The following is a 16,388-nucleotide window of genomic DNA, read 5'->3' on the forward strand; positions in this document are numbered from 1 at the left end:
ATCTTACTCACAAAAAGCATCTTTAAAGCAGAATTATCGAGCTCTAGGATGGTGGCTCTCATATACTTCCTTCATATTCTTACGGGCTATACCGTTATAAATCTGAGTCGTCGAAATATCGGCATGACCCAGCATTTGTTGTACGGAACGCAAATCTGCTCCGCCTTCCAGTAAATGGGCTGCGAAGGAATGCCTAAGTGTATGCGGGGTAATATCCTGCTCAATGTTTGCTTCCCGTGCATATTTTTTTATGATTTTCCAAAAGCCTTGCCGGGTTAATCTTCCGCCTAGACTATTCAGGAACATGGCTGGTTCCTCCTGGTGATCACGAAGCAGCTTGTCCCGCATAAGTGAAGTGTAAGCCGCTACACTCTCAGCTGCAAGGGTTCCAATGGGAACTACCCGCTCCTTGCCAGAAGTTCCTGTACAACGCGCAAATTTCATATCCGTGTGCACATCATCCACGTTAAGTGAGATTAATTCAGAGACCTTAATGCCAGTTGCATAGAGTAATTCCAGCATAGCCTTATCGCGCATCCCTTGTGGCGTACTTACATCCGGCGCAGCCAATAACTGCTCTATTTCCGAAATGGTAAGCACCATCGGAGGTTTCTTATCAGGCTTCATGGTCTCCATGTCCAGTGTTGGATCCTGCTCAATCAAACGTTCCTTCAGCAAATAATGAAAAAAAGCACGGAGGGACACTGCGCTCCTGTTCAACGTTGCTGTTGCTCGACCAGCTCCGCGTAATGAGCCGAGATATAATATCACATGCGATCTTCGGATCTCATTAGGCTGACTAGCCCCCCGCTCTTCAGCGAACTCCAGAAACTGCGATACATCCCTACCGTAAGATTCCAGTGTATTCGGGGACAAGCCTTTATCTCCGGACAAATAATGTAAAAACGGCTGCAAGTGTGACTTCATTATTTCACGCTCCTGTCCTGGCGCAGCTACTCATAGTGACTTCCTGCAGCACATTCAGCATGAGGGTTCTGCAGATGTGTACATTTAGTATACGCTGCATGAATCCACCTTGTTTTCTTCGACATTCTTCTCGCTTGTTCCTGCTTCCTGCGAAGCTTTCATTCTCCATACCAGTAATAGAAGCGCAAACGCTGTCTTGTATCCAGACCATCATCACTACGATCGGCATGATCAAAAGCCCGAACAGCGGAGCCTTCAGGAATTCCATAATTCTCTATCGGACTGATCCATTCACCAAGCCAGCTCATAGCACTGTAGAGCAAATAGCTTAGAGCCACAAACATGATCATAAAATACAGCTTTCGAACTGTTTTGGGCACAGAAACGATCATATGGACGCCTCCCTCTAACATACAGTTAAGATCTGCTCGTCCTTCACCTTATGCACCAAAACGGACTGATATGTATACCTCCAATAGACCAATCATTTAAAAAGCTCTCTCCGGTAAAAAAACCGGGGAGAGCTTATGAAGTGAATTTCATTATAAGATGACTTAGGACGGATTTCCGTTTGAATTATTCTTATCGCTACACCGATAGCATATCCCATGAAAATCAAGTCTATGATCAAGCACTGTGAAATTAAATTCTTTCTCCAGTCGCTCTTCTAGCGGACCTAGCCAATCCTCGCGAATCTCATCCATACTACCGCATTGCACACAAATTAAATGATGATGATGGTGCTTCGCAGTATCTGTTCGCAGATCATAACGGGCGACACCGTCACCGAAGTTAATCTTTTCTACGACGTGAAGCTCGCTAAGAAGTTCCAGGGTACGATATACAGTCGCAAGACCGATCTCGGGAGCTTTCTCTTTCACGAGCATAAAAACATCTTCTGCGCTAAGATGGTCTTCCTCATTCTCCAGCAGCACTCTTAAGGTCGCTTCCCGTTGGGGTGTAAGCTTGTATCCTTGGGATTGTAACTGTTGCTTAATTTTGTCTATCCGAGCTTCCATTGTCTCCCTCCCCCTTGGAAAATAACCTCACCGGTCTTCAAACCACTTCTTCCATTATAGGGGGTGTCGCTTTGAGAAGTCAAACGCTTTTACTGCAAGCCCAAGGTAGTCACTGCTTGTACAAGTGAAGGCGTAACCCAGCGCATCATGATCGGCGTAACATAGGTCTCAAAACTAGAAATGCCCAGAATCAACAGTGCCATTACAAGTGACAATATGGTGTACATAGTAAAAGGTCGAGTCACTGGCGTCCGACGTTGTCCTAGCACTCGGCTACGAATCATCTGTAAGGAAAAGGCGATCGCCGCTGCACTACTTACTAACAACACAGGAATCAGTACCAGATTGTGCGGAGCCACGGAGACTAATGCGAACAGCATTCCATGCCATGAATATTGACTTACTAGACAACCGACCGTAAAGCCGATCAATACCCCTTTAAGAAAATCAAGAATCAAGATTCCCGGAAGCCCAATGACTGATAATCCAAGGATCCAGATCAGCCCAATCCATTTCAGATTTAAGGCCGCTATACTCCAGTACGAATCAGGTGCTGCGGATAGACCCTGCTGATCAACCGTTACAAAGAAATTTCCTAGATAATCCCCCAGCTCCTGTTGCTGATCCATCGTAAGCGCACTAACGATAAGAGCTCCAAATACAACACCTACCAGAAATAATACGCCGACAAAAATATACAGAGGCGTCTGTTCCTTCATCATCAGCCTTAAATTACGCATCGAGACGTTCCCCTTTCCGGTTACATGTTACACCATATGAGAAAACGTCCCGCGATATGACTTGTCCTTAGGACAATAACTCTACTTTCCAGGTTGTACGACTTTACCGTATGTTCCCCCACCGCCTGCTGATAATTCCAATATGCCTGAGCGGGCCCGAACGATCATAGCCGCCAAATCCACTCCTACTACGCTAGCAATTTCCGCTTCACCACAACCATGTAAAATGTTCATCTCCGTGCCAAAAGCTTGCAGTAACGCGTTCATCTTAGCTTTCCCGAGGCCTGGAATAAATTCAAGTGGAACCTGATAGTGATAAGGCGGACGGTTTGCGGGTACTAGAGGCGTCTTGCGGTCTGCGATATCTAGGATCCGGTCGAATACACCTCTCACCAATTTAAGACTGCCACAATACTGGCAGCGTTCCGATGTGACATAAGCTTCGTCAATAATACTGCCACAACCTCCGCAGTAGGTTCGGTGGTATTTACCCAGCCGGGGGTTAAGTCCGAAATTGGCTGTTACCTTCCGCCCTTCCTTACGTTCTAGTGCGAGTCGTAGTTCAGCAAAAGAAGGTCGTGCCAACGCCATTACATTATACTCGCGACCTAGTTTGCCCAGTGAATGCGCATCAGAGTTCGTTAGGAATGTGAAGTTATCCAGCTCAGAAAGATAACCCGCCATTTCCGAATCTGCACTCAGCCCTAGCTCAACTGCTGCTATGCGATCCAGATCAAAGATGTCTGCCATACGCTCCGCTGCACAGCCGTACAAGCCCTTGTGAGGTGTGAATATATGTGCAGGGATAAGAATGCCTCCCCGCCCATAAATCTCATCCTGAAGCTCTCTAGCCGGAGCATACAGGCGCTGGGAACTTAGATTCACATTCCGCATATAGCGGCTCATCCACGCACTAAAATCGGTCATGCGCTCCACGTCCGGCATGTAGGCGAGCACATGGCACTCTTTTCGCCCAGGCTCGCGGATTTCAATCTCTGTTCCCAGAATGATCGTAGTCCCTCGGTAAGCAATCCCTCCACCTTCAGCTAACGTCATCTCTCCAGATTCCAAGGAACGCTGAATATCACGTAGAACGCCTGGTGAATGACTATCAATAATACCGATCATTTCTAGTCCCTTGCGCTCTGCAGCCTCTTTGGCAATGCCCGCAAAGGTAAGCTCGCGGCTGCCGCTGATTTTGACCGCTTGTCCTTCCGACGTTCGTCCAATATGAACATGCAGATCGCAATAGAAACTCTTCAATTCAGTTGTTAATTCCATTGGCCTGTCAGCGTATATAGATGCCAAGCATACACTGCCATCATCGTCTTCGCGTCCGCGATGCGCCCATCAGCCATATATTGATACGCTTCCTCCAGGGTAAGCTCCGAAACTTCTAGAAATTCGTCCTCGTCCAGGGACATATCCCCTGGCTTTGCATTAGTAGTCACATACAAATGAATAATCTCATCGGCGAAGCCGGGAGAAGTATAGAAGGATTTAAGCAATTTCAGATCTCCACTGTGAAATCCAGTCTCTTCCTGAAGTTCACGACCAGCCGCAACTAATGGATCTTCACCTTTATCCAGCTTCCCAGCCGGAATTTCTACTTCAGTGCGTTGCATGGGCTGACGGTATTGCTCTACAACAAGCATTTTGTTGTTGTTTAAAGCAAGCACCGCTACGGCGCCGGGATGCTTCACAACTTCACGTGTCGCAGTATTTCCATCAGGCAGTCTCACTGTGTCCACCTGTAAAGATATAATCTTCCCATCAAAAACAGGCTGTGTAGATAATGTCACTTCATCAAGCTCGGGTTTGCTGTGCAAATGTTGTTCTCCCATAAAGTTTTTGGTCTCCTTTTTCTCTATTGTGCATACGGTGTATTATAGCAAACTTAAAGGGAAAGAAGGAATTTCAGATGAACGAAATCTTCAGCCGTACAAGCTCATCCGCAGTTACAATGGTAGGTAAACCGGAAGAAATTAAGGCCATTTTAGCTAGGTGGATAGAGCGGTATGGGCCCGATATGCCTCTCTCATACATTCTCTCCCTAAAGGATCAATCCAAGATCATTCCAACCAAAGCAGGGTGAATTCTTAATCAAACATGCTTTTATAAATATAAGGAGCTGCTCCCAAGCTTAATAACTTGGAGGCAGCTCCTTCATTTAATTAAAAGAACTTTAGGTTAGCCCTTCACACTCTCTTTAACAATATTTACTACAAGCTCAGCCACTTTAACGATATCTTTGGCTTTAATCCGTTCCTTAGTGGTATGGATATGCTCGTATCCTACTGCGAGATTAATGGTCGGAACATCTAAGCCATTGAATACGTTAGCGTCACTTCCTCCACCAGAGTGGAACAGACGCGGCGTAAGACCCATAGAAGTGATAGCCCGCTGTGCAAGCTGTACCACTGGATCATTTTCATTAAAGCTGAACGCTGGATAAATAATTTCACTGCGGAATTCGCATTCTGCACCGTATTCGCGGACAGTGGTCTCCAGTGCCTCACGCATCGAAGCGATTTGATCGCCAACTTTTTCCTGCACGATACTACGTGCTTCTGCGTCCAATTGAACGTGATCGCACACCACATTCGTAGGTCCGCCGCCAGCGAATTTACCGATATTCGCAGTCGTTTCGTTGTCGATCCGACCAAGCTTCATGGCAGCAATCGCTTTGCTGGCTACTTGAATCGCACTGATGCCGTCTTCTGGATTAACACCTGCATGAGCTGATTTCCCGAAGATTTGCATCGTAATCTTTGCTTGTGTAGGTGCTGCAACTGCAATCGCACCGACTTCACCATTGGAATCGAGTGCGAAACCGAAGTCTGCATCCAAATTACTCGGATCCATCGAACGTGCACCTAGCAATCCAGATTCTTCACCCGCAGTAATTACGAACTGAATCTGACCATGTGGCAATTTTTGCTCTTGAATCACTCTGATTGCTTCGAATAGTGCAGCTAGTCCAGCTTTGTCATCTGCTCCAAGGATCGTAGTGCCGTCACTTGTAATCCATCCATCTGCGCCGAGCGTAGGCTTGATATTTTGTCCAGGAACAACTGTATCCATGTGGCAAGTGAACAGAAGCTTTGGTGCAGTTCCACCGTTCTCAGCCGGCCAGGTAATGAACAGATTACCCGCTCCATGTCCAGTTCTTTCCTGGGAATCATCTTCGGTAACTTCTAAGCCAAGAGCGTTAAATTTGCTCTTGAGCACATCGGCAATCTGCCGTTCATTTCTTGTTTCACTATCAACTTGGACAAGCTCCATAAATTCTTGAATCAATCTGTCTTGTGAAATCACTGGACTTCCCTCTCTTTCGTGAATACGTTACAATGGTTGTACAGAAAGACCATCTTTATGCTATTAACTTAAACTAAATCTAAAGGAGTTACTCATGCAACGTAATAAGTGGTTCAAAATCTTCATCTACGTCATGTTGTTCGCCATGATTGCCTCTACGCTCTTTATGGTTATCGAGCCTTTCCTTGCAGGTTAATATCTACACAAGGAACATTGATAATAGCGGCTAAGGATTCCCTTGCCGCTATTTGGCTTGCCTGTTAGTTCGTTAATTAACCTTAAGCCATAGTGTCAAAGAACTCATCCTGCTCTTCGTAAGGAAAGTGTCTTAGAAAGTACGGGACCAATTCTTTGGCCACATCTTGAAGTTCAAAACGACGACCTGCACACTCTTCTAAGGAAGTTACTCCAAATTCAGTGATACCACATGGAATAATTCCTTGAAAGCCGTATCCAGATATTCCTTCGGAAATGTTAAAAGCAAAACCATGGCTAGTAACAAACCCTCTTCGGAATTTGCTTTTGTTAAACTTGACACCAATGGCACAGATCTTCTCGTCGCCAACCCATACCCCTGTATACTCCGGCTTCCGTTCCCCTACAATTCCGTAGGATGCCAAATAATCAATAATCACTGCTTCCAGACTGCGCAAGTACCCGCGTAAATCTACCTTACCTTCTTCACCGAGCATAAGGATCGGATAACCTACAAGCTGACCCGGTCCGTGATATGTAATATCTCCTCCCCGGTCGATTTCAAACAGCGCAATTCCTTTTTCTTTGAGCTGCTCTTCATCTAGAAGAAGATGTTCGGGATGATTCTGTGAACCAATAGTATAGGTAGGCGGATGCTGCAAAAGAATCAATCGTTCCGGCTGCTCACCAGCATCAATGGCGTGCACACTTTCCTTTTGCAGATCCCAAGCCTCCCCATACTCCATAATAGGGTCATATGAAATCTGCAGCTTACGAATATCCGAATTATTCATACCGTCAGGTCCCCTTTTTCAGTCTCATGCCTGCACAGTTTGGCTCGTTATTATTTTTTAGTAAAGTTTCGTATCTGGGGTATACCCTTCAATGTTATCCTTGACGCGTTGCAAGAAACGACCGCAAATCACTCCGTCCAGAATCCGATGATCCAGCGATAGACAAATATTAGCCATTGACCGTACACCTATCATATCGTTAATGACCACAGGTCTTTTTACAATCGATTCAAACGTTAAAATCGCTGCCTGTGGATAGTTAATGATTGGATAAGAAAGAATGGAGCCAAATGAGCCGGTATTATTTACAGTGAAAGTCCCTCCCTGCAAATCTTCCAGACTCAGTTTGCCTTCGCGGGTTTTTTGTGCCAATTCATCAATCTCACGTGCCAGCCCGGCAACGTTTTTCTGATCGGCCTTCTTAATTACAGGAGTGATAACCGAATCTTCAGTACCTACCGCTAACGAGATATTGATATCACGTTTGACAATAATTTTGTCTACAGCCCAGACAGAGTTCATAATCGGGTAATCCTTAATCGCACTCACAACAGCCTTCATCATGAAAGCCAGATAGGTTAGATTGATACCTTCCTTACGCTTGAACTCATCCTTATGTTTATTGCGCAGTGCGACCAGATTAGTCACATCTACCTCAATCATTGTCCAAGCATGCGGAATCTCCGAGACACTTTGGCGCATTCTTGTAGCGATTGTATTCCGGATTGGTGTTACATCAATCAGGTATTCCGAACTGCTGCCTCGGCCACCCTCGACTTCAATTGTTGGAATACGAGGAGATTCGCTCAAATGTAGACCCGAATGGCGAAGAGGCTCTTCCGTCTTCTTCTCTTGGGCTTGAACGAACTGTGGAGCAGGCGGTTGTGACACCACTGGGGTTGGTTGACTAGCAGAAATCGAAGTTGGAGATGTAGCTCCGCCACTTTCGATGAAGGCCAGCACATCCTTACGGGTAATTCGGCCACCCATACCAGTACCCATAACTAAAGTCAGGTCGATGTTATGCTCACCCGCCAAAGTCTGTACCGCAGGAGAATAGCGTGCACGCATCGTATCGTTAGCAGTTGAAGTCGCACTTTGTCCTGCAACATTATTAGAGGAATTAGCTGCAACTGTGTTAGTGTTAGTCACGTTTGCAGCAGCAGCAGCAGATGCAGTCACAGGCACGGCAATACGACAAATGACTTCGCCGACATTGACAACCTGACCTTCTTCCGCCAATAGTTCACCCATAACTCCATCTATTGTTGAAGGCAATTCAGCATTTACTTTATCTGTAATAAGCTCACATATTGGTTCGTATTGCTCTACCGGATCGCCCGGTTTCTTCAGCCATTTGCCGATCGTCGCCGATACTAGCGATTCCGCCAGCTGCGGCATGATCACGTCAGTCAACTTTTGGTTGTCAGACATCTTTTCACTCCTCAAATGTTTTACGAAGTAAAACTCACTTCGTAAGCATAATCTTAAAAGTTTTACGAAGCTTCGCTTCTTAGAAATACTTCGCAGTAAAACTTGCATCGTAAGCATAATCTTTAAGTTGTACGAAGCTTCGCGTCCACTCAACTATTTTAATATTGCGCCAGTCGAAGCATTTCCGCCTTCACTTTTTCTTTGCTAAGCATGAAAAACTTCTCCATTGGCGGGCTGATTGGCATCGCTGGAACATCGGGACCACAAAGACGGAAGATCGGCGCGTCTAGTTCAAATAGACAATGCTCAGCGATAATCGCCGCCACTTCGCCACCAATACCGCCCGTTTTATTGTCCTCGTGCACAATAAGAACCTTTCCTGTCTCACGAGCAGCAGCTATGATCGCCTCACGGTCAAGAGGCTGCAAGGTCCGCAGATCCAAAATATGCGCTGTAATACCTTCTTCGCGCTCCAATTCTTCTGCTGCTTGCATCGCAAAATGCAATGGCAAACTATAACCAATAACCGTAATATCTGTTCCCTTACGCAGCAGATTAGCTTCGCCAATTGGAACAGTGTAATCACCTTCTGGCACTTCTTCCTTGATCAGCTTATAGCACTTTTTGTTCTCGAAGAATAAAACCGGATCAGGATCACGTACGGCTGCCTTCAGTAGTCCCTTTGCATCGTAAGCTGAGTAAGGTGCGACAATCTTCAATCCTGGTGTACCGAAGAAAATCGATTCCGGGCACTGAGAATGGTATAGACCGCCGAATACACCGCCGCCGATAGGCGCACGTATGACAACCGGGCAATTCCAATCGTTATTTGAACGATAGCGGATTTTGGCCGCTTCGCTAATGATTTGATTCGTTGCTGGAAGCATGAAGTCAGAGTACTGCATTTCAGCAATCGGCTTCATACCATACATAGCTGCACCAATCGCCACACCAGCTATAGCTGATTCCGCTAACGGTGTATCTAGTACACGCTCTTCACCGAACTGTTCTTGCAGGCCTTTTGTTGTGGTAAATACGCCACCTTTGAGACCCACGTCCTCACCAAGCACAAACACGGATTCATCGCGTTCCATTTCTTCCTTCATCGCGAGCCGAATGGCATCGATATATTCCATTATAGCCATGGTTTATGCTCCTCCTTTCAGGTCGGAATCACTGTAAACATGCAGCAGTGTATCTTCCGGTTTCGGAAACGGAGCGTTGTCAGCATATTCGATAGCTGCTTTAAGCTCAAGATTGCATTCAGCTATAAGATCTTGTTCTTGCTCGTCACTCCAAAGTCCTAGACCAATTAGGTAATTTCGGAATCCTGCTACGCCGTCCTTCTTCCAATTCTCATCAACCTCTTCTTTGGTCCGATAAGCCAAATCATTATCCGAGGTGGAGTGTGGAGATAAACGGTACATCATGGCTTCGATCAACGTAGGACCTTCACCCGCAAGTGCTCTTTCCCGAGCTTCCTTAACGACACGATATACTTCCAGTGGATCATTGCCGTCTACACGCACACCTGGAAACCCATAACCCAGAGCTCGGTCGCTGACCTTACCGCCAAGCTGTTTGTGAGCAGGAATAGAGATCGCGTACTGATTATTCTGACACATGATAATAACCGGTAGCTTATTCACTCCGGCAAAGTTACAAGCTTCATGAAAATCGCCTTGGTTGCTAGAGCCTTCCCCGAAGGTTACAAATGAGACGAATTTTTTCTTTTGCATTTTGGCTGCCAAAGCAAAACCAACCGCATGAGGGACCTGCGTGGTTACAGGACTTGAGCCTGTCACAATACGCAGACGCTTACTACCAAAGTGACCTGGCATTTGCCGCCCACCACTGTTTGGATCTTCTGCCTTTGCGAACACAGACAGCATCAATTCACGAGTAGTCATACCCACGGAGAGTACGAAAGCATAATCACGGTAATAAGGTAAAAAATAATCATTCTGCCGGTCCAGCGCAAATGCTGCTGCTACCTGACCCGCCTCCTGGCCAATGCCGGAGACATGAAAGTTAATCTTGCCAGCGCGCTGAAGCAGCAGACTGCGCTCGTCGTATTTACGTGCGAGCAGCATATATCTGTACATATCGATGACCTGGCCGTCACTTAGTCCAAGCTGCTTATGTCTGTTAATCGTTTCTACAGTATCTTGGGATTCCATAAAGAGATACCTCCTTATTCATAAAGCCTGAGCCTTACAGGATTTAAGACCAATTGTATCCTGATCTTAAAACCTGGTACTAAGACTTGGCTTGAGTTTATTATAATCCCTTTCTACCCAAAAAGAAAAGCTAAATCCCGATAGATCTTCCATCTACAGCTAACATCGCTTCTCCAACGATCTCCGAAAGTGTAGGGTGAGCATGAATAGCCTCCCCAACCTCCCAAGGTGTTGCATCCAGCAGTTGAGCCAATGCAGCTTCCCCGATTAGATCCGTAACATGCGGGCCTATCATCTGCACACCGAGAATATCTCCGCTGCTTCGGTCCGCTACAACTTTAACAAACCCGTCCTTCTGACCGTACACAATCGCCTTGCCAATGGCCGAGAAGGGGAATTTACCAGTTACTACATCATGTCCCAATGCTTTAGCTTCCTTCTCAGTGTGACCCACACTCGCAACTTCAGGACGTGTGTAGACACAACGCGGTACAAGATGTGTTTGATAAGGATGAAGTTTCTCACCGGAGAGATGATTTACCGCCATGATACCTTCATGGCTAGCGGCATGAGCTAATTGTAGCCCACCGATACAGTCGCCAATCGCATAAATATGCGGCTCAGCCGTTTGCATACTAGCATTTACAGCGATAATTCCTTTATCAAAGCGAATATCTGTATTTTCCAGACCAATATTCTCTACATTCGCTACTCTACCTACGGATACAAGCAACTTTTCTGCAGATAGACTTTGAGTTTGCTCTCCCTTACGGGCATCGATCGAAATTCCATCGTCCGTTACCTTGCAGGTTGCAGCATCCACTGTAGTTTCAGTCAGTACTTTAACACCACGTTTTTTAAGTAAACGTTGCAGTTCTTTAGCTACTTCTTCATCCTCTTGAGGGAGTAACTGACTAGCAGCTTCAACTACCGTAACCTGTACTCCGAAATCAATCAGCATAGAGGCCCATTCCACCCCAATTACTCCGCCTCCAACAATAATGATGGAAGAGGGTAACTCGTCGAGGGTGAGCGCTTCATCACTGCTAAGAATAACTTTCCCGTCTGGTTCCAGACCAGGTAATACACGCGGACGAGATCCTGTAGCAATAATAAGATGGTTAGAGACCACTGTTTCCATTTCACCATCTTCTAGTTCCACAGCAACAGCACCACTACGCGGTGAAAAAATAGAGGGACCCGTCACGCGCCCCTTGCCTTTAATAACTTGTATTTTATTTTTGCGCATCAAATATTGTACGCCCTGATGAAGTTGTTCAACTACCGCTTCCTTGCGCTTTTGTACTTTTGGGAATACAAGCTGTACACCGCTTGTCTCAATGCCATAGCTCTCGCTCTCATTGATTTCAGCATATACTTCTGCACTTCTGAGCAGCGATTTGCTAGGGATGCAGCCACGGTGAAGGCAGGTTCCTCCCAGTTTGTCCATTTCGATGACGACGACGGACTTTCCAAGCTGTGCAGCGCGAATGGCTGCCACATATCCCCCGGTTCCTCCGCCAAGTATGGCCACGTCACATGAAATTGTCATGATATGTATCCTCCAGTCATTACACGTAAGTTCATTTTACATTGTATATTGTACTCTCTTTTTAGCGTATTACAAAACTTATAAACGTCATATCCAAATGGACTTTTTCTTACTAAAGCGTTATCATATGGTTGAATCTAATGGGCTAAGAGGGGTAGGAGACACTTATGAAACTATTAATTTCACGCTTCATTGCCATCCTTATTCTTGTGTTTCCTGGTTTAATCGCAATGAAGGGCTTCTTAATGATGAAGGACGATATTTTTGATTATATCTCTATGCATGGCGATGACTCCGTTGTTCCAGATTTCGCTTGGCTGCATTTCGGCGGAGGGTTTCTGCTCTTTGCAGCAGGTATGACTTTCCTTGGCGGCTGGATTCTGGCAAGAGACCGCAAACGTAATTATGTTGGCCCTCGGTTCAAGGAGAAACAAAAAGCGAAACAAGCTGCCGCGCAAGAAACGATCTCATAAGCAGCATAATCATCCCCTCATTGTACAATCGAAATCTATTGCACATTCTGCAATTAAACCATCCGACAACTCACTTCAATGTATAATAAATATCCACACATTACATAAAGGCGAGAGTTTTCATGGACGCGACCTGCGCTTCCTTGAAAACTCCCGCCTTTTTATGCACAGCTTAAAGCCTAGCCTTATCAAGTACTTCTCTACGACCGCCTTGCACCAACTCGCTGTACAAGCCACCTTGCTTCAACAACTCCTCATGGGAGCCCTGCTGCAGCAATCTGCCCCCTTGAAGAACAAGAATTCGATCAGCTGCACGGATGGTGCCCAGTCTATGGGCAATAACGAAGCTAGTCCGTCCCTTCATTAGCGCCTGAAGTCCTTCCTGAATCTTGATCTCGGTCACCGTATCGATACTGCTAGTGGCTTCATCAAGAACAAGCATCGAAGGATTGGCAAGAATGGCTCTTGCAATGGATAGCAATTGCTTCTGTCCTTGGCTTATGCCGCTACCATCTGCAGAGAGCATTCGATCATAACCTTCCGGCATTCGGATAATAAAAGAATGAGCGTTAGCCAGCTTGGCCGCCGCCTCGACCTCTTCATCGGAAGCATCCAGTCTACCGTAACGAATATTATCGCGGATGCTGCCCTTGAATAAAAAGGAGTCCTGCAATACAAACGCCATATGGCTCCTCAGGCTTTCACGCCGAATCGAAGTGACATCTAAGCCATCCAGCGTAATCTTACCCTGATTAGGATCATAGAAACGAGATAACAGCCCGATAAGTGTTGTTTTGCCGGCACCGGTAGGTCCTACTAAGGCAATCATCTCACCAGGCTTCGCTTCAAAGCTAATATCATGCAGTGTGTTAGAACTTCCGTCATATGAAAAAGATACCTTTTCGAACTTCACTGCACCTTCAACTTTAACCAGCGAAGTGGCTGCACCTTCATCTTTAGCTTCCGTCTCTTCGTCCAGCACTTCAAACACTCTTTCCGCTCCCGCAACCGCTGACAGTAGTGTATTCCACTGATTCGCTAAGTCATTAAGAGGGCGAGTAAATTGACGCGTATATTCTACAAACACAATAATCACACCGACCGTAATCGCTCCGCGAATCGCTAACAAACCACCGACTCCAGCCACAATAGCGAAGCTCAAATTATTAAGTCCATTCATCAGCTTAGGAATGAAGCCAGAAATCGACTGTGCCCAGTATCCAGAGAGCATAATTCGCTCATTGCGTTCATGAAAACCAGCGATGACCCGTTCCTCTTGTGAAAAAGCTTTGATAATCCGTTGACCGGATAACGTCTCTTCTATATAACCGTTTAACTCACCCACATTGCGCTGACGTTCCTTAAAAAGCGGACCCGTACGCCGAGTAATCCAGCGCATGCCTAATAACATTAACGGCACAACCAGGAACGTGAGCAGCGTCAATAGAGGACTGAGCCAGAGCATTACCCCCACCGTGCCGAGCAATGTCAAAACACTAGAAAAGATCTGAATAGCTGAGCTATTCAGCGTAGAGCTGACATTCTCAATATCGTTGGTGAGGCGACTCATAATTTCGCCCTGCTGTCTCCGATTAAAAAAAGAGATGGGCAACCGATGAAGATGGGAAAACAACTCCGTGCGCATCCGAAATACGGTCTCCTGGGCAATTTCAATCATCCATATATTTTGCAGCCAAGAAGTTAATGAATAGAAGATATAAACACTAGCTAAGCTGATCAGAAAAATCGTCCACGATCGTCCGCCAGTACCTTCCAGATAATCATCCACAGCTTTACCAATCATATAAGGCCCGAGCAGTGCTAAAGCCGAGCTGAAGACTACCATTAAGAGAACGAGAAAAAGCTTAGCTTTACGCTCGGCAAGGTAGCTCCAAATCCGCATGAGCGTGCCGCCCCAATCCTTCGCCTTTGCTTTTGGCTTCCCTCCAGCAGCTGAACCAAGGCTTCTTCCTGCTCCAAGCTCAATGACAGGTTTTGGGTGACGAAAGGGTTCAAGAATTGCTTTGAACATGCTGCTTCGCCTCCTCTACCTGTGATTCATAAATCTTGCGGTACAGCGCAGAGCTTATCATAAGCTCCTCATGTGTTCCCTTACCGATTAAGCGTCCTTCATCCAACAGCAGAATCAAATCTGCAGATGCAGTAGAACTGATCTTCTGAGTAATCAGGAAGGTTGTACATGAAATCTCTTTCAGTGCCTCCAGCAAAAGTCCTTCTGTCACAGCATCAAGCGCACTCGTACTGTCATCGAGGATCAAAATAGCAGGTTTCCTCACAAGCGCCCGAGCAATGGTCAAGCGTTGCTTTTGTCCACCAGACAGATTTACCCCTCGCTGACCAAGCATTGTATCATAGCCATTGGGCAGATCCATCACTGTTGCGTGAATTTGTGCGGCAGCTGCTGCGTGTTCGATTTGTTCCTGTGTGGCATGTTCATTGCCCCAAGCGATATTATCGCGAATCGATCCGCTGAAGAGCTGCAGTTCTTGAGGAACGTAACCGATCGATCGCCGCAATCTTGAAATATCGATATCGGTGCTCTTTTGCCCATCAATACGAATGGTACCTTCTGTCTCTCCATATAAACGTGGGATTAGACCGACAAGAGAAGACTTTCCTGATCCGGTGGCTCCCATAATCGCTACACGCTCACCAGCAGCAACTTCAAAAGTAATATCCTCTAGCACCGAAATATCACTCTCAGGATACTTGAAGCTGATGCCTTCAAATCGGACGTGACCCTGTATTGGTTCGCCCTTTGCGGCTCCGCCTTCCTTAACTCCAGCGCCTGCTGACATCACTTCTGTAATACGCTGTGAGGAGGCACGTGCTCGGGAAATTGTAACGACAAGTCCAGATATAGCTGACAACGCTCCTATGGTTCGTAAAGAGTAGTTAATAACTGCAACAGTTTCTCCTAAAGTAGCATCCCCATTTGCAATCTCAATCCGTCCAAACCATAGGATCGACATAATCGCTGCATTCACAATAAGCATAACAAATGGCATCGTTGTCTCTGTCAAACGTAGCGCAGATACCGTGGATTTCATCAAATTCCCGCTAAAGACCGTGAAACGTCCAATCTCATGTCCCATGCGCACGAACACACGGATTAAGCGAATTCCCGTTAAATTCTCCTGGATTACACCATTCACACCGTCTAGCCGATTTTGTACGTTGCGAAATAACAAAGAAGCTTTTCTCATGATGAAGTAAAGGAAGAGAAGCAACAAAGGTAGAGCTACAGTGAGAAATAACCCCAGCTTCACATGAACAACCAATGCCATAATCACACTGCCCACCACAACCAGTGGCACCCGTGTCATAAAGCGGAGGCTCATAAATATAGTGTCCTGCAGCTGCGATACATCGCCGGTCAGACGCGTGATCAGCGACGAGGTGGCAAACCGATTGAATACTTCATATGTAAACGATTGTACCTTTTCATATAACTTGTCCCTAAGATCAAACGCAAAGCTCTGACTCGCATGGGCAGCAAAAAAAGAACTTAATACCCCAGCTATAAACGCAACTACCGCGCTGCCGATCAATACACCGCCCCAGAGCCATACTACAGAGGAATTTTGTTCTTTAATGCCCTGGTCAATAATTTTGGAAATGAGTAAAGGCTGTGACAATTCCACCGCTAGTTCAATAAGCATCATCACTAGGGCAGCTATTGCAGCGACTATATATTTTTTAAGAAAAGAGAAAATCAAACCCATTCGCATACCC

The 16,388-nt window shown here is 46.1% G+C and carries 17 protein-coding genes; 3 read left to right on the top strand and 14 right to left on the bottom strand.

The genetic code is table 11. The annotated features are described in order from the left end of the window. Window positions 1–33 precede the first annotated feature (33 nt). The 6 genes from xerD to NSS87_RS22200 all read right to left on the bottom strand — a co-directional run bounded on the left by xerD (window position 34) and on the right by NSS87_RS22200 (window position 4,530). Window positions 34–927, bottom strand: a complete 894-nt coding sequence (gene xerD, locus NSS87_RS22175; protein ID WP_339242818.1) for a site-specific tyrosine recombinase XerD — start codon at window positions 925–927, stop codon at window positions 34–36. Window positions 928–1,085: 158 nt separating this feature from the next. After that, complete coding sequence (locus NSS87_RS22180; RefSeq protein WP_076284510.1) at window positions 1,086–1,319, bottom strand: DUF4227 family protein; 234 nt, start codon at window positions 1,317–1,319, stop codon at window positions 1,086–1,088. Between the two features lie 162 nt (window positions 1,320–1,481). After that, window positions 1,482–1,946, bottom strand: a complete 465-nt coding sequence (locus NSS87_RS22185; RefSeq protein WP_042129744.1) for a Fur family transcriptional regulator — start codon at window positions 1,944–1,946, stop codon at window positions 1,482–1,484. 89 nt (window positions 1,947–2,035) lie between these two features. Further along, window positions 2,036–2,686, bottom strand: a complete 651-nt coding sequence (gene spoIIM / locus NSS87_RS22190) for a stage II sporulation protein M (RefSeq protein ID WP_339242821.1) — start codon at window positions 2,684–2,686, stop codon at window positions 2,036–2,038. Between the two features lie 81 nt (window positions 2,687–2,767). Next, a complete protein-coding gene (locus tag NSS87_RS22195; protein ID WP_339242823.1) occupies window positions 2,768–3,967 on the bottom strand; it encodes an endonuclease Q family protein in 1,200 nt (399 codons plus the stop codon). Beyond that, window positions 3,958–4,530 carry an NUDIX hydrolase gene (locus NSS87_RS22200; protein WP_076299537.1) on the bottom strand — a complete coding sequence of 191 codons (573 nt, stop codon included), beginning with the start codon at window positions 4,528–4,530 and terminating at the stop codon, window positions 3,958–3,960. Before NSS87_RS22200 ends, NSS87_RS22195 begins: the two co-directional genes overlap by 10 nt. A 77-nt stretch (window positions 4,531–4,607) precedes the next feature. Here NSS87_RS22200 and NSS87_RS22205 point away from each other — a divergent pair, with 77 nt between their 5' ends. Next, on the top strand, window positions 4,608–4,781 hold the full coding sequence (locus tag NSS87_RS22205) for a hypothetical protein (protein ID WP_179085764.1): 174 nt from the start codon (window positions 4,608–4,610) through the stop codon (window positions 4,779–4,781). Window positions 4,782–4,876: 95 nt separating this feature from the next. Here NSS87_RS22205 and NSS87_RS22210 read toward each other — a convergent pair whose 3' ends face one another. After that, entirely contained in the window at window positions 4,877–6,004 is a 1,128-nt protein-coding gene (locus tag NSS87_RS22210) for a tripeptidase T (RefSeq protein WP_339242825.1), read from the bottom strand. A 94-nt stretch (window positions 6,005–6,098) separates the two neighbouring features. Here NSS87_RS22210 and prli42 point away from each other — a divergent pair, with 94 nt between their 5' ends. Next, on the top strand, window positions 6,099–6,200 hold the full coding sequence (prli42, locus tag NSS87_RS22215; RefSeq protein ID WP_094872112.1) for a stressosome-associated protein Prli42: 102 nt from the start codon (window positions 6,099–6,101) through the stop codon (window positions 6,198–6,200). Window positions 6,201–6,282: 82 nt separating this feature from the next. Here prli42 and lipB read toward each other — a convergent pair whose 3' ends face one another. The 5 genes from lipB to lpdA form a co-directional block, all read right to left on the bottom strand. Further along, window positions 6,283–6,993 carry a lipoyl(octanoyl) transferase LipB gene (lipB, locus tag NSS87_RS22220; RefSeq protein ID WP_339242826.1) on the bottom strand — a complete coding sequence of 237 codons (711 nt, stop codon included), beginning with the start codon at window positions 6,991–6,993 and terminating at the stop codon, window positions 6,283–6,285. A gap of 57 nt (window positions 6,994–7,050) precedes the next feature. Continuing rightward, entirely contained in the window at window positions 7,051–8,427 is a 1,377-nt protein-coding gene (locus tag NSS87_RS22225) for a dihydrolipoamide acetyltransferase family protein (RefSeq protein WP_339242828.1), read from the bottom strand. Between the two features lie 158 nt (window positions 8,428–8,585). Then, window positions 8,586–9,572, bottom strand: a complete 987-nt coding sequence (locus NSS87_RS22230) for an alpha-ketoacid dehydrogenase subunit beta (RefSeq protein WP_042190385.1) — start codon at window positions 9,570–9,572, stop codon at window positions 8,586–8,588. 3 nt (window positions 9,573–9,575) lie between these two features. Continuing rightward, window positions 9,576–10,607, bottom strand: a complete 1,032-nt coding sequence (locus NSS87_RS22235) for a thiamine pyrophosphate-dependent dehydrogenase E1 component subunit alpha (protein WP_042190387.1) — start codon at window positions 10,605–10,607, stop codon at window positions 9,576–9,578. A 130-nt stretch (window positions 10,608–10,737) separates the two neighbouring features. Then, window positions 10,738–12,159 carry a dihydrolipoyl dehydrogenase gene (gene lpdA, locus NSS87_RS22240; protein ID WP_339242832.1) on the bottom strand — a complete coding sequence of 474 codons (1,422 nt, stop codon included), beginning with the start codon at window positions 12,157–12,159 and terminating at the stop codon, window positions 10,738–10,740. A gap of 167 nt (window positions 12,160–12,326) precedes the next feature. Between lpdA and NSS87_RS22245 the strand changes: the two genes are divergently transcribed. Next, the gene (locus tag NSS87_RS22245) at window positions 12,327–12,632 is read left to right on the top strand and encodes a DUF2627 domain-containing protein (RefSeq protein ID WP_042190393.1); all 306 of its coding nucleotides are present in this window, start codon (window positions 12,327–12,329) and stop codon (window positions 12,630–12,632) included. Window positions 12,633–12,804: 172 nt separating this feature from the next. Here the strand turns inward: NSS87_RS22245 and NSS87_RS22250 are convergent, their stop codons facing one another. Both NSS87_RS22250 and NSS87_RS22255 read right to left on the bottom strand, forming a co-directional pair. Beyond that, the gene (locus NSS87_RS22250; RefSeq protein WP_042190395.1) at window positions 12,805–14,664 is read right to left on the bottom strand and encodes an ABC transporter ATP-binding protein; all 1,860 of its coding nucleotides are present in this window, start codon (window positions 14,662–14,664) and stop codon (window positions 12,805–12,807) included. Further along, complete coding sequence (locus NSS87_RS22255) at window positions 14,645–16,378, bottom strand: ABC transporter ATP-binding protein (RefSeq protein ID WP_339242835.1); 1,734 nt, start codon at window positions 16,376–16,378, stop codon at window positions 14,645–14,647. The genes NSS87_RS22250 and NSS87_RS22255 overlap by 20 nt, the downstream gene beginning before the upstream one ends. Between the last annotated feature and the right edge of the window lie 10 nt (window positions 16,379–16,388).

Source organism: Paenibacillus sp. FSL F4-0243, assembly GCF_037963295.1.
Taxonomy (GTDB): Bacteria; Bacillota; Bacilli; order Paenibacillales; family Paenibacillaceae; genus Paenibacillus_AQ.

Coding starts and splice junctions, on each gene's coding strand:
- xerD (WP_339242818.1), bottom strand. CDS start 927: ATGAAGTCACACTTGCAGCCGTTTTTACATTATTTGTCCGGAGATAAA.
- NSS87_RS22180 (WP_076284510.1), bottom strand. CDS start 1,319: ATGATCGTTTCTGTGCCCAAAACAGTTCGAAAGCTGTATTTTATGATC.
- NSS87_RS22185 (WP_042129744.1), bottom strand. CDS start 1,946: ATGGAAGCTCGGATAGACAAAATTAAGCAACAGTTACAATCCCAAGGA.
- spoIIM (WP_339242821.1), bottom strand. CDS start 2,686: ATGCGTAATTTAAGGCTGATGATGAAGGAACAGACGCCTCTGTATATT.
- NSS87_RS22195 (WP_339242823.1), bottom strand. CDS start 3,967: ATGGAATTAACAACTGAATTGAAGAGTTTCTATTGCGATCTGCATGTT.
- NSS87_RS22200 (WP_076299537.1), bottom strand. CDS start 4,530: ATGGGAGAACAACATTTGCACAGCAAACCCGAGCTTGATGAAGTGACA.
- NSS87_RS22205 (WP_179085764.1), top strand. CDS start 4,608: ATGAACGAAATCTTCAGCCGTACAAGCTCATCCGCAGTTACAATGGTA.
- prli42 (WP_094872112.1), top strand. CDS start 6,099: ATGCAACGTAATAAGTGGTTCAAAATCTTCATCTACGTCATGTTGTTC.
- lipB (WP_339242826.1), bottom strand. CDS start 6,993: ATGAATAATTCGGATATTCGTAAGCTGCAGATTTCATATGACCCTATT.
- NSS87_RS22225 (WP_339242828.1), bottom strand. CDS start 8,427: ATGTCTGACAACCAAAAGTTGACTGACGTGATCATGCCGCAGCTGGCG.
- NSS87_RS22230 (WP_042190385.1), bottom strand. CDS start 9,572: ATGGCTATAATGGAATATATCGATGCCATTCGGCTCGCGATGAAGGAA.
- NSS87_RS22235 (WP_042190387.1), bottom strand. CDS start 10,607: ATGGAATCCCAAGATACTGTAGAAACGATTAACAGACATAAGCAGCTT.
- lpdA (WP_339242832.1), bottom strand. CDS start 12,159: ATGACAATTTCATGTGACGTGGCCATACTTGGCGGAGGAACCGGGGGA.
- NSS87_RS22245 (WP_042190393.1), top strand. CDS start 12,327: ATGAAACTATTAATTTCACGCTTCATTGCCATCCTTATTCTTGTGTTT.
- NSS87_RS22250 (WP_042190395.1), bottom strand. CDS start 14,664: ATGTTCAAAGCAATTCTTGAACCCTTTCGTCACCCAAAACCTGTCATT.
- NSS87_RS22255 (WP_339242835.1), bottom strand. CDS start 16,378: ATGGGTTTGATTTTCTCTTTTCTTAAAAAATATATAGTCGCTGCAATA.